We start from the raw sequence: 13,971 nt of genomic DNA, 5'->3' as shown, positions 1-13,971 counted from the left end.
TGAAACCGAGCCAGAGAATTAATGTGGGGCAGCCATCCGGGTGCTCGCGCACCCGGCAAGGAGCTGCCGGCCCTCTGGGCCTATCGCGCAGTAACTGATGCGACCCGGCCTATTCTACATCTTTCCGACCAGTTCTAGTTTGGCGTACGCCAAGCGGAAGCTGTGTTCGCCGTCCTCGAATTGTACCTTGGCGGTTCGCTTTGGGCCGCGGCCGGTTACGTTGACGATCGTACCTTCGCCGTGGTCGGGATGCCGAACCGTGACGCCTTCCTGGTATGCGGTCACGGGCGTGACGCCGCCCGATAACAGATCCGATCCCGTCTTTAGTCCGCTCAGCAAAGGCTTCGGTTTGGGTTTCGCCTTCGGCGGTGGTGGTGCGACTTGCGAAACGTCATCCACAAACGATGTCACGACCGATTTCTCCAACACGATATCGTCATCACCGCTGCCTGATTCAGGATCATTCTCGCCCGGCAAATCCCAAGACTCTGGGTAGCTGTCTTGGTTCAGTTCGTCGCCAAACTCGTCATCAAAATAATCGTATGACGTTGCCGCTTCGATACGTTTGATTTCGCCAAGCGGCAACTCATTCAAAAACGGACTCGGAATCACCGGCCGAATGTCGCCGCGAACCGCTCGCCGTTTACACACGCTCAATTGCAAGTTCTGCATCGCACGCGTGATGCCGACAAACAGCAACCGACGCTCTTCCTCGAACTCTGATTCAGTGCTCTTTGATCGTGAGTGCGGGATCAGGTCATCTTCGACGCCGATGATGTAAACGCAGGGAAATTCTAGGCCTTTGGCGGCGTGCAACGTCATCAGCGTGACGCGTTCAGTCTCGCTGTCGAACTTATCCGTATCGGCGACCAATGCGACTTGTTCCAAGAACAAATCCAGCGATCCGTCGTCGGGATGTTGGCGATCAAATTCGACCGTGGCCGTGATGAATTCGTCAACGTTGGCCATCGGGTTGGCGTCTTGTTGTTCGGTCGCAGTCTTTTCGACGTAATCTTCGTAGGCGGTTTCTTCGACGACGTATCGGATCAAATCTTCCAGCGACGATGTGGCTCGTTTGCTGATTCGATCGTAGATCGTGATGAACTTTCCAATCATCGTTTTAGCACGCTTCGCTAAGCCGTCGATCGACTGAGCATGCCGGGCGGCTTCTAGCATCGGAATGCGATGGTGATCGGCGTGGTCGCGAATGCGCTCGATCGTTTTCGCGCCGATACCGCGAGTCGGCGTGTTGATGACTCGATGAAACGCGACATCGTGATTGGGGTTATTGATCAGGTGCAGATACGCCAGCAGGTCTTTGATTTCGCGGCGCTGGTAGAATTCGACGCCGCCAACGATTTGGTACGGCAGTGCTCGTGATCGGAACGCGTGTTCGAGCGACCGCGTCAATGCGTTCATGCGGCAAAAGATCGCGAAGTCGTTGGCTTTGTATTGGCCGCCCGCGATCTTGTCGGCGATGTCGTCCACGATTCCGTCGGCTTCTTTGTAACCGTCTTCGTACATTCGCAAGACAACCGGATCGCCTTCGGGAATGTCGGTGAACAGTTCTTTCTGTTTTCGTTTTTGGTTGTGGCGAATCAGTTCATCGGCGGCTCGCAGGATGTTTGGCGTGCTGCGGTAGTTCTTTTCCAGCCGAACTGTTTTGACGTTGGGATAATCCTTTTCAAAATCCAGAATGTTGTTCACGTCCGCGCCACGCCAACCGTAGATCGATTGGTCAGGGTCGCCGGTGACGGCCAGGTTAGGGTGATCGATCGACAAGGCACGAACGATCGCGTACTGAGCCAAGTTGGTGTCCTGGTATTCGTCCACCATGATGTACTTGTACTTGGAATCCAGTTCGCCACGGACTTCGGGATTCTCGCGAAGAAGTCGTGCGATGTGCAGCAGCAGGTCGTCAAAGTCGACGGCGTTGGCGGTCAAGAGTTGTTGCTGGTAAACCGGATAGACTTTGGCGGCGATCGCGTCTTGGGGACTGAGTGCGTGGCCTTCCATCATTTCAGGCGTGGCCAGACGGTTTTTCGCTTTGCTGATTGACGACGCAATCTGATCAGGCGAACAATGCGTCGTTGAAATCCCAGCCGCCGCGATCGCTCGCTTCATCGCCTGTTTGGAATCAGACGAATCGTAGATCGAGTAGTTTTCTTTCAGCCCGACAAAGGATGCGTAGCGGCGGAGGCGTTGAGCACAAAATCGGTGGAACGTGCCCATCCAAACCGGTTGGCCGGGGGCGAGTTTGTCCACGCGAGCCCGCATTTCGTCGGCGGCTTTGTTGGTGAACGTTAACGCAGCGATTTGAAAGGGGCTGACGCCGTGCCCGAGCATGTTGGCGACCCGATGCGTGACCACTCGAGTCTTCCCGGACCCGGGGCCTGCCAAAATCAGCAATGGCCCATCGATGTGTGTGACCGCATCACGCTGAGGCGGCGTCAATTCCTTGGTTAGAGCATCCATGGGCAGAAGTATACCTTCGTAACTCGGTGGCCTCCACCGAGAGTCGGGTGGATTCACGGCACGTACCGCCGTGCTACATTAGGGAGCGGACATGAGTTTGGGAAATCAAAGGATCAATTTTCGATGGCAAAAAACGTACTTGGGACTGAACTAGAAACTTGCAGCACGGATCCGATGACCGGATTCTTTCGCGACGGATGCTGTAACACTGGCGGCGATGATGCGGGCGTTCACACGGTTTGCTGCCAGGTGACGGCCGAGTTTCTGGAATTCAGCAAATCGCGCGGCAACGATCTAACGACGCCCATGCCGATGTACCAGTTTCCCGGTTTGGTGCCCGGCGATCGGTGGTGTTTGTGTGCCCCGCGTTGGCGAGAAGCCTACGACGCCGGCAAAGCACCGCCCGTCGTCCTAAAAGCCTGCCACGTGTCAACGCTGGAATACGCGTCACTGGAAGAGTTAAAGGAAAAAGCGGTTGAGGAGTAGGCGTTAGGAGTTAGGCGTTAGGCGTTAGGAGTTAGGCGTTAGGAGTTAGGCGTTAGGAGTTAGGCGTTAGGAGATGCCTTCAAACCCCCTGGCCACTTGAAAAAAGCTAATCCCTAATCCCTAATCCCTAATCCCTAATCCCTAATCCCTAATCCCTAAAACCTAAAACCTAAAACCTAAAACCTAAAACCTAAAACCTACCCCCTAAAACCTACCCCAAACAGCTTCTATTGACTCTAAAGTCTTGCTGCTTCTATATTTCCTGCTTCAAAACTTCGTCCCCGATCCTGATATCGAACATGAACGACCGTCGTCACGAACTCGAAAAAAACGAACTCGCCATCCAGCTCGAGCGCGTGAACAAAACGATTGAGCCGTTCTCGCGGTTGATCGCCGTCGTTGTCGGAATCCTGATCGTTGCCGCAATTGGTTACCTTTTCTACAGCACTCAGCAGGGCGAACGACGCAGCGATGCGACCTTGGGTCTGTTGCAAGCGTCCGCATCGGGCGATCCAGAAGCACTCGGCCAAGTCAGCGAATCCTATCCGGGAACGCTGGCCGCCAATTGGGCCAGAGTCTACCAGGGCAATGAATTCCTGGGCCAAGGCATTCAAGCGTTGTACAACGACCGTGAAAACGCGGCTCAATTGCTCGGCGACGCCAAAAATTCGTTCTCCAACGCGTTGGCCAGCGAAACGGATCCTCTGCTGCAATCGCGAGCCCACTTTGGACTCGCCCGCGTCGCTGAATCGATGGGCGAATTGGACGAAGCGATCACTCAATACGAAGAAACGATCAAAGTCGGCGAATCCGAAGCGATGATCAAGAAGGCGCAAGATCGAATCGATAGCCTTTCCAGTCCCGCCACCAAAACATTCCTAACCTGGTTCGCCGATCAGGATTTCTCGCCGGCCGAACCGTCATTGCCACCATCGTTGCCCGGTTCCGGATCGCTGCCTGACAGCCCGGACATGGATTTGGGACCGCTGCAATTGGAAGACACAATCACGTTGCCCGGCGGCGAAGATTCCAAGGTAATGGAAAAAGATTCAGAGCTTGAATTGCCCGAAGACGCGGATCCAACCAGTTCAGAGCCTGCGGAAACCGAAACCGAAGAGCCCGCGATGACTTTGGAAGCTGCCGAGAGCGAAATCGAAGCTGCTGCTGAAACGGCGACTGAGGCAGTAGAAGAATCGGCGACCGAAGCAGCAACGGAATCGGCAACCGAAGCAAAGCTCGAAGTAAATACCGAAGCGGCCGCTGAGGCTGTTGAATCTGTTGACAAGTGAATCCAATCCTGACGAAGCGGAAGACTTGATTGAGTCGCTGGAGTCTGGCGAGCCTGTCTTCCGTGACTTCGTGGTCCCGGAATCCGCTTCGGGCATGCGATTGGATTTATTCCTCAGCCAAAGCTGCGACGGGCATTCGCGAACGCAAATCCGTGCTGCGGTTCAGGATGACGGTGCAGAAGTTGACGGCAAAATTGTTCGGCCGAGTTTGAAATTGAAGGTCGGCCAGAAGGTTCGTTTCCAAGTGCCTCCTTTGCCGGCCGATGACACCATCCCTGAAAACATTCCGCTGGACGTGTTGTTTGAAGACGATGGTTTGGTCGTCGTCAACAAGCCGCCCGGAATGGTCGTCCACCCAGCTCGCGGCAATTGGTCCGGAACGCTGACCAGTGCGTTGGCGTACCGTTTTCAATCGCTTTCCGATGTCGGCGGTCCCACGCGGCCCGGGATTGTTCACCGTTTGGACCGCGACACATCGGGCGTGATCGTGATTGCCAAAACCAATGCGGTTCACAATCATTTGGCATTACAGTTCCATGATCGGTTGGTTGAAAAAGAGTACTTCGCGATCGCGGCGTCGCCGATGGATCGCGATCGAGACATCATCGAAGCGTCGATCGGTCGGCATCCGTACCAGCGTGAAAAACAGGCGATTCGCGAGAACCACGAATCCAGTCGAGCTGCGAAGACGTTCTACGAAGTCATTTCGCGGCACGGTCGTTACACGCAGGTTCGCCTGAAACCTCACACCGGACGAACGCATCAATTGCGAGTCCATCTGGCTCATGTCGGTGCCGGGATTTTGTGCGACAAATTGTATGCCGGGCATTCATTGGTCACACCGTCACAAATCATCGTCGGCTGCGGCAATTCACGAGCGAAAGTGATCGAAGGCGAGCCGCCGATCCTGACGCGGCAAGCCCTCCACGCACGCAAGCTAACGATCACCCATCCGCAAAGCGGCAAACCGATGACGTTCGAGGCCCCGATCGCCGATGACATTCAAGCCGTGATCAATTTGTTGGAATCGAATTAGCGGATGCAGCAATGTTGGGTTAATGTCGTTGATGTAGGCCGTAGCGAAACGTAGGCCGTAGCGAGCGGAGCGAGTTACGGCAATTGCATTAACGGGTGCGCCGATTGCCGTAACTCGCTTTGGCTCGCTACGGCCTACGGTGACAATCAGCTACTGCCCTAACGTAGGCCGTAGCGAGCGGAGCGAGTTACGGCAGTTGCATTAACGGGTGCGCCGATTGCCGTAACTCGCTTTGGCTCGCTACGGCCTACGGTGACAATCAGCTACTGCCCTAACGTAGGCCGTAGCGAGCGGAGCGAGTTACGGCAATTGCATTAACGGGTGCGCCGATTGCCGTAACTCGCTTTGGCTCGCTACGGCCTACGGTGACAATCGGCTACTGCCCTAACGTAGGCCGTAGCGAGCGGAGCGAGTTACGGCAGTTGCATTAACGGGTGCGCCGATCGCCGTAACTCGCTTTGGCTCGCTACGGCCTACGGTGAATCGCTACGGTGCCTACGCGGGAACCGGTCCGGCCGACTAACGGCGCATCGCGACTTCATTCGCATTCTTGCTTGGCCCGGCTTCTTCCAACGCTTCGATCACCATACTCTGCGACACTAGATCTCGCAGGACGATCGGTTGGTCGGGCTTGCCGGCGGGATAGATCGCTAGCAGCGGAATCGAATTGCTGCCCAGTTCTTGAAACTTGACCTTCATCGCCGGATCGCGGTCCGTCCAATCAGCGTACATCGTAACGACGTTGTTGCGATCGACGACGCGACGAGTCTTCTCGGTGTCGATCGCGGTCGCCAAGTTGACCAGACAATTCACGCACCACTTCGCTGAAAAGTCCACCATCACGGTTTTCCCTTCCGCCTGGTAAGCCGCCAATTTTTGCTCGTCGTAATCGACCCAATTCAAAACCGGTGGTGCCTTCAGCGTCGTGAACGCCATCACTCCGATCGCCGTCGCGATGCCGACGCCAGCGGTCCACGCGAGTAACCGTTTTTGGATCGCGGCCCAACCAGGAACCTGCCCGATGATCCAACACCCAAACCAAACACCCATCAACGTGACGAAGACGGGAAACTTGTTCTCGTCCGAAAACTGATAAAAGAAGTAGCACACCGCGGCAATGAACAGGAAAGCCATCAACTGTTTGAACGTTTCCATCCACGGTCCAGGCTTTGGCAAAAACTTGACCAAACCAGGCTTCATACCGATCGCCAAATAGGGCGACGACATTCCTAACGCCAACATGGCGAACACCAACGCAATTTGCGGCGATGTCATGCCCAACGTCGCACCAAACACGCCACCCAACAACGGCCCGCTGCACGGCGTCGCAAGCAATGTCGTAAAGATGCCTTTGCTAAACGCTCCCGTGAACCCTTCCTTGCTTTGCAAATCCTGCGAAGTCTTTCCGGCCGCCATCCCGGGAACCGGAATCTCCCAAACGTTAAAATAACTCAGCGCAAACGCGAACAAGCCGACCGTCACGCCCAAGCGAACGCTGAAGTACTGGAACTGCTGCCCCCAACTAAAACTGAACACGATCGCAAAGAAGGCTAGTATCGCAAACACGACGCAAATCCCCGCAACGTACGCCAGATTCAACGCAAAAATCCGTTTGCGGTTTTCACCGCCCTGCCCCACAAAGCTCATCATCTTCAACCCGATCACGGGCAGAACGCAGGGCATAAAATTCAACACGAAACCACCCAATAATGCGAACAGCAGCAACAGCGGAAAGCTGGTCGCGCCTTCGGTCGGCTGAACCTGGTTCTCGGTATCTGTTTCAGCTCCCATGTTGGGCGTGTTTTCGGATGCCGCTTCATCGTCGCTGACGGGAACGTCTTCAGAAATCGCGTCGGCCCAAGCGTCACTGAATTCTTCTTCACCCGTCGGTGGGCCAGCCGTGTCTGCGGTCTTGTCGGTCGGCTCCATTGGCACCGATGGGTCGATCACAGCTGCGGGCGCGTTGTCACCTGAATACATTCCCGCGAACTTTGCCGGGATCACTTCTTCGAACGGAACGCAGCCGCCATCGGGTTTGCAGATCAACGCCAAAATATCCAGCTTCAAATCGTCTTCAAAATCTTCCGGCAAACGAATCGCGGCCGTCCACACCACGCCGTACTTATGCTTCTCGATCGTGACGCCTTGGTAGACCGGTTCGGTGCCGAGTTCCGGTTTCTCGTCAGGCTTGAAGTCGCTGGCAATGGAAACCGAATCGGGCGACACCAGCGTGATCTTTGTTTTCAGCGGTCCGCCGGGCGGTTGCGTGACGCTGTAGACGTACCATTGATTGGCCACGACCACCTCGACTTCCAACACGCCAATGCCGGGATCTTCGGTTGTGAAGTATCGAGCTTCCCATTGCGACGGATTTCGATCATCCGGGCCGCCTCGCCCCATCCCAAATCCTTGCAGCCCCCGACCCTTCAGACCACCCGAACCAAACCCACCGCCAGCCTGCGCCGAGGCTTCTGGAACGGTGCCAAGCAAAAACGCCATCACCGATAAAACGGCCACGGCCAGCGCCGGTGACTTGTACAACAAGAGACCTCGATTGAGCATGAAAATCCTTCAAGGAAGCGTCATCAAAGATCGGACAGAGATCCTGATCCAATCCGGGAGTTTACGTGTCAGGTCACGCTGCCGTCAACGTTCCCTGCCGGTGTGACGGGACGACTCAGTTTCTGAAAACGTGGCTGTGAGCCGTGATCGCGTCAGCGGCCTGTCGATGAAAGCCGGGCATCCGTCAATGCCCGAGGCCTCACGGCCAGCGGCTCAAATTCATTCCCGACACGCAATCGGCAATTCGATCAATCCGATCGCAAATCACGTTGATTCCAGGTCGAAATGAACGACCTGACGCGACCCAGTCAACCCAGTTTGCCAAAGAAGCCCAGGATGTGGCCTGATGAAGCGTGATCAGTTGATCGGACGTCCCGACGTTAATGAATGTGGTTTCGCGTTGGTAAGCCGCCAAGGATGACTGCCAAATTGAGTTCTGCGGCGACTGGTCCGCCAAATCAAAACTGCCAATCCACCGAGCCAAATCCAACATCGGTGAATCAACTCGCATGGCGTCAAAATCAATCACGTGGGTTCGATCTCTCTCGAAAAGCAAATGCTCTCGATGAACGTCTCGGAAAACATAGATGCACGGCAGCGTTTGCTCAGTCATCCGCTCGATTGACCGCAGCAAACGCTCTGACGAAGCCGGCCAACCGCCATTCAGCAACGAAACGGCTCGTGAATAAGTCGCGATGAAAGCCGGATCGTTCCCGCTGTACTTGGCAGCAATTTCGGGGGCCGTTTTCAATGTCGGCAGCACTGTTTTGCTCGTTTCACCGATCGATCGCAGACGAAGATACCGCTCGCGTATCGATGACGAACGTTGTTCCCGCATCAAAATCCTGCGAGACGCCGCATGAGCCCGCCCGATCAGAGCCGCACCACGCTCGATCTGACCAGCATCCGCATCGGCCAGCAAGGGATCACCGGGAACCCACGACGATACTTCCCAGTAACGCGAATCGATCGACCGGCAAGTCGATCCATCAGCGAATGACATCAACGTCGGCAACTCGGTAAAGTCAGCTCCGGGCAACGCTTGCCAAACCGAATGCACTTCGGCAATCCGATCGGCGGAAACACCGCTGGGTAATTGCTTGGCGGCAAACACATCGCCCGAATCGAGCGTCACGCGAAAGACTCTCGCGCCGCTAAAACCCGCCGGCATTTCGGCGACCGATTTCAACCGACCAGCCCAACCAAGATCGTCAATCAATCGCATCGGCAAGCGTGGCATAGGCTTCCAGCCTGTGTTCTTGAAAGTCGCCTTTTGCTCCGCAAAAGAAGCGTTCTTTCGCAACTTTCGCGGAGCGAAAGGCGACGTGTTCTTGAAAGTCGCCTTTTGCTCCGCAAAAGAAGCGTTTTTACGCAACTTTCGCGGAGCGAAAGGCGACGATGCACTACTCGCCGCGGATGTCGGCGTGGATCGTGCATTTGGCCGTGACCGATTGTTGGCCGCTGGTCTTGATGACCAAGGACACTTTGGTGGGCCCGGACTGGTCGCCGGTAAAAGTCAGTTCAGGTCGCAAGACGTGCATCTTCTTGGCTTGGACCGTTGGATCGAAATCAATCTCCCACCCTTCCGCTGTCATTGATTCGACCTGGAAAGGCTGTTTGCCAATCAAAACCAGCTTGCTTTTCACCGTTTCGCCCGGCTTCAAACTGCCCAGAGCGATCGATTGCGGCGACAGCGTCAAGAGGCTCTCGACTTGGCCGCTGATCCGCAGAGGCACGTTTGGCTTGTTGCGGTCATTGGTCACCACAACGACTTCGTCTTGGAAATAACCCTCGGGAGCGTTTTCCAGAACCTGGATCGAGATTTCGTAATTGATCGTGCCGCCATTGCGAACGGTTTCTTTGACCTGAGGAAGCAACCAGGGTTTGTTGGTTTTCACATCCAAGACCTGCCAATCAGACCGACCAGCGTAAAGGACTTTGGTGGACTTCACGTGAACTTCACCCTGAGTGATCTTGTTGAAATCAAGTGAACCGGGATGGAACACCATGTCACTGCGGATGTAGCCGTCCACCTTCAATTGGACTTCGGCATAACTCGGTTGATCAATCACCACGGTCACAGTCGCGCCCTTTTTGCCGCGGAACGTGTTGGTGTTGAATTCAGTCTTGATGTATCCGGTTTGTCCGGGCTGAAGATAATGCGTTTGAATCGTCGGGATCGTACACCCGCACGATGCTCGCACCGACGACAAATGCATCGGCGACTGAGAATTGTTGACGACGGGGAACAAGAATTCAGTCTTCGCCGCAACCGCGACCGTCCCGAAGTCGTGCGTCTTGATCGGGAACGCAGAATCAGCCCAAGTCGCAGCGACGACCGTGGCCGAGGTGACGCTAGCAAAAAGGCAAAGCGAAGCAAAAAGCAAACCCAACATCAAACGGCTCATCGTATTGTCCCAAAGGCACCGGAAATTCATCTCTACACATCCAGGCTAACAATTACAAGTGTTCAGGCAAGCGGCTTTTTTGAAAAACTATCCTGAAACCCCCTAATAGGGAGCGAATAAACAGACAAAGACATGCAAACCGCCCCGGTTAGTTCAGTTTTTGAAACGTATCGGTGAGCCGTGAACGCGTAAGCGGCCGGGCCTATCGTCAACGTCGTGAGCCGGGAATCGCGTAAGCGGCCGGGCCTATCGTGAAAGCCCGAGGCGTGAAGGGTTTCTGGACTGTTTAACCGCGTGGGCATCGCCCCGCGCGTCCATGCGGGGCGCGACGCGCGGGGCGATGCCCACGCGGCCAAACGAACTAACACTTGTTTTCCGAGACCAAAACTCTTCACGGCCTATCGTGAAAGCCCGAGGCGTTACCGCCAGCGGCTCACAAGAAATTGCCCAGCTTCAAAAAGTCAGTTGCCCTGGCGAAACAACGCTCACCTTTCACAACCAATCGGACGCCCGCTACATTCCCCGAATATACGCGAGCCCTCCCAATAACACTTCCTAGCGATCCGACATCATGCTGCCCATCATCGCTAGCGTCTTCGGAGTCTTCTTGATCATTGCAACCGGCGCGGTGTGTCGTCAATGCAATTGGTTGACACGTGAAGCCGACCGCTCGCTGACCAACCTGACCACGCGAGTCCTGTTGCCGATGTACTTCGTCAACAAAATTCTAAACATCGGAGTCACCGGCGAGTCGGTTCCGGAATCCTCTTCGTCGATACTGTTGTTGATCCCGCCGGCTTTCGGATTTGTGGCAACGGCGTCCGGGTTCGCGATCGCATACTTTCTGGCTCGCCAAATCGGCCCCAAAATTGGCATCGTGACCGATGCTTCGCAACGAGCGTTCGCGTTGTGCGTGGGTATCTGCAATTACGGTTACATCCCGTACCCGTTGGCCGAGCGGTTTTACCCTGACGCGATGATCGATCTGATCCTGCACAACGTCGGCGTCGAATTGGCTTTGTGGAGCATCGGGATTTTGATCATTTCTGGCGGAGAGGTTGCGTCGAGAGCGTTGAATCATGGCAGCGCGATCGTGCCAGCATGGAAACGCGTCCTATTCAGTGGTCCTTTGCTGGCCGTCGTCGTCGCCACCTTGCTGCGTGCCATCGGGGCTGGCCCATGGATTCCGTCGCCAGTGTTTTTCGCGATCAATGCGATCGCCAGCGCTGCGATTCCGATGGGGCTGATGATCTGCGGTGCCATCATCGTGGATTACATTGGCGAATTTCTACGCGGCCCGCTGTCGCGTTCGTCGATCCCAGTGATGGTTTCAGCAATCACGATCCGACAAGTCGTCATGCCGATCTTGATGCTCGGTGCGACTAGGCTATTGGTCGACGGCGATCCGGAATCGGCTCTTAGTGATACCCACATTCTAGAAGTGATGGTGTTGCAGGCGGCCATGCCAGTAGCATTGTTCCCGATCGTCTTGGTGCAACTTTACGAACAAGACACCCGGACCGCGATCGAAGTCCTGATCAGCACCACCATCGCCGCCATCATCGCGATCCCCGCATGGTTGGCCATCGGCACATGGTGGCTCGGCCCATAGTCGCCTTTCGCTCCGCGAAAGCAGCGCACCCGAAACGCAACTTTCGCAGAGCGAAAGGCGACTATCGATCAATTCACAACCGGACCGCGATCGAAGTCCTGATCAGCACCACCATCGCCGCCATCATCGCGATCCCAGCATGGTTGGCCATCGGCACATGGTGGCTCGGCTCATAGTCGCCTTTCGCTCCGCGAAAGCAGCGCACCCGAAACGCAACTTTCGCAGAGCGAAAGGCGACTATCGATCAATTCACAACCGGACTGCGATCGAAGTCCTGATCAGCACCACCATCGCCGCCATCATCGCGATCCCCGCATGGTTGGCCATCGGCACATGGTGGCTTGGCTGATAGTCGCCTTTCGCTCCGCGAAAGCAGCGCACCCGAAACGCAACTTTCGCAGAGCGAAAGGCGACTATCGATCAATTCACAACCGGCGCTGGCAGCTCTTGCGAATCCTGTGAAACGATCGGCGTCGATAGCGGCAACGTGTCCGCTGTATCGACCTGGTCAGACTCTTTCTCATCCGACGGCATCAACAGCGGCGGTTGCTTCGCATTGCCCTCGACCGGAAAGTCCGCTTCGACCAACCCACGATCGATGATCCATAGATTGCGAAAGCGAACTTCATCATTGTGATCCTGCAATTGAATCGGCAACAACAACGGTTGTTCGTCTTTTCCATGCCCCGTCGGTCCAGCCAGCGCCACGTCGTTTTGAACCATCACACCGTTGACCCAAGACGTGACACGTGCGTCGATGTACTTGCTGCCGTCGGCGTTGTAACGAGCCGCTGTGAAGCGAACGTCGTAGGTTTGCCAGGACAAAGGCGGCAGAGCCATGTTGATGTCGGGCGCTTTGGCTTTGTAGATCGCGCCCAAATGATTGAACGCGGGCGACTGGGCGAACGAGTCCAGAATCTGCATTTCGTAGCGACCGTGGATGTAGATGCCGCTATTGCCACGTTGCTGATCGTCCTTGTTGGGCATGTAAGGCGTACGGAACTCGGCATGCAAATCAAAGTCCTGAACCATCGGCTTGATCGCGAACCCCTGCTTCAACGTTCCGTCCGACGCGACCGTGGCATCAACCAACATCGACGTATCCCCATCGTCGCCAAACAGAGTGATCGCACCGGCGGGCGGCTTCGCCCCAAGCGAAGCACTGGCACGCGAAACACGGTCCAGACGCCCCAGCGTTTTGCCCGCGGGATCAATCAACGTACATCCAGCCGCATCAACAAAGATTGCGAATGGACCACCCGACAACACCAACAACTTCCCGCTACGGCGGCCCACCAAACGCATCGGATCCCGAGGGCTTCCGATCGGATCCTGAGTCGGTTCGTCGGCAAACGATTCTCCTTCGCCCGGCAAACCACCTTCAAACATCTGAGCGTCAAAGTCGGTGCTGCCAACCGGCCGAAGTTGAAGCCCCATCCGCATTCCCTTTCGCTCAGGATCATCCCCGCTTTCCTTTACTTCGCCAATGAACTCACCCAACAACCAATAGCTAGTATCGTTCTCTGGATTCAGAACCGCCGGAACGTCATCACTTGATTCTGATTTTGAAACATCAGAATCCGGCTGATCGGATTCTGGCGTAGCGGCTGCTTGCACTGCGGGTTCAGGCTTTTCAGTATCCTGCGAAAACGACACACCAGCAAAACCAACGCAGAAAGCAAAAGCCAAACCGAAACGAAGCAGATTCATGGGGAAATTAGAAAGCAAGAGAGTTGGTCAACAGAAGTAACAGGCAACGGAAACTTTTCAGGTCCCACATTCTAGTCACTGCCCGCCCCAAGATCGAACCATCCAAGCTGATAGGCGATTATCCAAAATCACTTCCCGATTTCCCAACCCGAACGCGTAAGCAAGGGTTCTTGTTAGACGCGAAGATCCCTCGCTTAGGAACATACGACTTTTTATAGTCGCGTTTCGCTCGGGACGTTGAATCAGTTACCGCGAGTTAGGCCCGGAGGGCCGGAAGCTCCTTGCCGGGTGCGCGAGCACCCGGATGGCTGCCCAACGCCGTGAAGGGTTTCTGGACTGTTTAACCGCGTGGGCATCGCCCCGCGCGTCCATGCGGGGCGAAACGCGCGGGGC

The 13,971-nt window shown here is 55.6% G+C and carries 9 protein-coding genes; 4 read left to right on the top strand and 5 right to left on the bottom strand.

Annotation, left to right across the window (positions count from 1 at the left end):
- Positions 1-114: 114 nt before the first annotated feature.
- On the bottom strand, positions 115-2,475 hold the full coding sequence (locus RC85_RS21725) for an ATP-dependent helicase (RefSeq protein ID WP_068266837.1): 2,361 nt from the start codon (positions 2,473-2,475) through the stop codon (positions 115-117).
- Between the two features lie 123 nt (positions 2,476-2,598).
- Here RC85_RS21725 and RC85_RS21720 point away from each other — a divergent pair, with 123 nt between their 5' ends.
- The 3 genes from RC85_RS21720 to RC85_RS21710 all read left to right on the top strand — a co-directional run bounded on the left by RC85_RS21720 (position 2,599) and on the right by RC85_RS21710 (position 5,286).
- Positions 2,599-2,961 (top strand): DUF2237 family protein, encoded by a 363-nt coding sequence (locus RC85_RS21720; protein ID WP_068266835.1) that lies wholly within the window; start codon positions 2,599-2,601, stop codon positions 2,959-2,961.
- Positions 2,962-3,260: 299 nt separating this feature from the next.
- Positions 3,261-4,250: a YfgM family protein gene (locus tag RC85_RS21715; RefSeq protein ID WP_068266833.1), complete on the top strand. Its 990-nt coding sequence runs from the start codon at positions 3,261-3,263 to the stop codon at positions 4,248-4,250.
- Complete coding sequence (locus RC85_RS21710; RefSeq protein ID WP_238383199.1) at positions 4,240-5,286, top strand: RluA family pseudouridine synthase; 1,047 nt, start codon at positions 4,240-4,242, stop codon at positions 5,284-5,286. The genes RC85_RS21715 and RC85_RS21710 overlap by 11 nt, the downstream gene beginning before the upstream one ends.
- A 519-nt stretch (positions 5,287-5,805) precedes the next feature.
- Here RC85_RS21710 and RC85_RS21705 read toward each other — a convergent pair.
- From RC85_RS21705 to RC85_RS21695, 3 genes are all read right to left on the bottom strand, one after another.
- Complete coding sequence (locus tag RC85_RS21705) at positions 5,806-7,848, bottom strand: protein-disulfide reductase DsbD family protein (protein WP_068266832.1); 2,043 nt, start codon at positions 7,846-7,848, stop codon at positions 5,806-5,808.
- A gap of 199 nt (positions 7,849-8,047) precedes the next feature.
- On the bottom strand, positions 8,048-9,088 hold the full coding sequence (locus RC85_RS21700; protein ID WP_149752521.1) for a phosphotransferase enzyme family protein: 1,041 nt from the start codon (positions 9,086-9,088) through the stop codon (positions 8,048-8,050).
- A 163-nt stretch (positions 9,089-9,251) separates the two neighbouring features.
- Positions 9,252-10,286, bottom strand: a complete 1,035-nt coding sequence (locus RC85_RS21695; RefSeq protein WP_235033132.1) for a DUF1573 domain-containing protein — start codon at positions 10,284-10,286, stop codon at positions 9,252-9,254.
- A gap of 541 nt (positions 10,287-10,827) precedes the next feature.
- Here RC85_RS21695 and RC85_RS21690 point away from each other — a divergent pair.
- Entirely contained in the window at positions 10,828-11,868 is a 1,041-nt protein-coding gene (locus tag RC85_RS21690; protein ID WP_068266827.1) for an AEC family transporter, read from the top strand.
- A gap of 420 nt (positions 11,869-12,288) precedes the next feature.
- Here the strand turns inward: RC85_RS21690 and RC85_RS21675 are convergent, their stop codons facing one another.
- Positions 12,289-13,578, bottom strand: a complete 1,290-nt coding sequence (locus tag RC85_RS21675) for a 3-keto-disaccharide hydrolase (RefSeq protein ID WP_068266821.1) — start codon at positions 13,576-13,578, stop codon at positions 12,289-12,291.
- Between the last annotated feature and the right edge of the window lie 393 nt (positions 13,579-13,971).

Origin of the sequence: Rubripirellula obstinata, from assembly GCF_001642955.1 — a bacterium.
GTDB classification, from domain to species: Bacteria; Planctomycetota; Planctomycetia; order Pirellulales; family Pirellulaceae; genus Rubripirellula; species Rubripirellula obstinata.
The sequence above is the reverse complement of the archived record's forward strand: the minus strand, read 5'-3'. Positions and strand labels throughout refer to the sequence as shown.

What these genes read in the sequence shown, in the direction of transcription:
- RC85_RS21725 (WP_068266837.1), bottom strand. Translation starts at nt 2,475, where the DNA reads ATGGATGCTCTAACCAAGGAATTGACGCCGCCTCAGCGTGATGCGGTC.
- RC85_RS21720 (WP_068266835.1), top strand. Translation starts at nt 2,599, where the DNA reads ATGGCAAAAAACGTACTTGGGACTGAACTAGAAACTTGCAGCACGGAT.
- RC85_RS21715 (WP_068266833.1), top strand. Translation starts at nt 3,261, where the DNA reads ATGAACGACCGTCGTCACGAACTCGAAAAAAACGAACTCGCCATCCAG.
- RC85_RS21705 (WP_068266832.1), bottom strand. Translation starts at nt 7,848, where the DNA reads ATGCTCAATCGAGGTCTCTTGTTGTACAAGTCACCGGCGCTGGCCGTG.
- RC85_RS21700 (WP_149752521.1), bottom strand. Translation starts at nt 9,088, where the DNA reads ATGCCACGCTTGCCGATGCGATTGATTGACGATCTTGGTTGGGCTGGT.
- RC85_RS21695 (WP_235033132.1), bottom strand. Translation starts at nt 10,286, where the DNA reads ATGAATTTCCGGTGCCTTTGGGACAATACGATGAGCCGTTTGATGTTG.
- RC85_RS21690 (WP_068266827.1), top strand. Translation starts at nt 10,828, where the DNA reads ATGCTGCCCATCATCGCTAGCGTCTTCGGAGTCTTCTTGATCATTGCA.
- RC85_RS21675 (WP_068266821.1), bottom strand. Translation starts at nt 13,578, where the DNA reads ATGAATCTGCTTCGTTTCGGTTTGGCTTTTGCTTTCTGCGTTGGTTTT.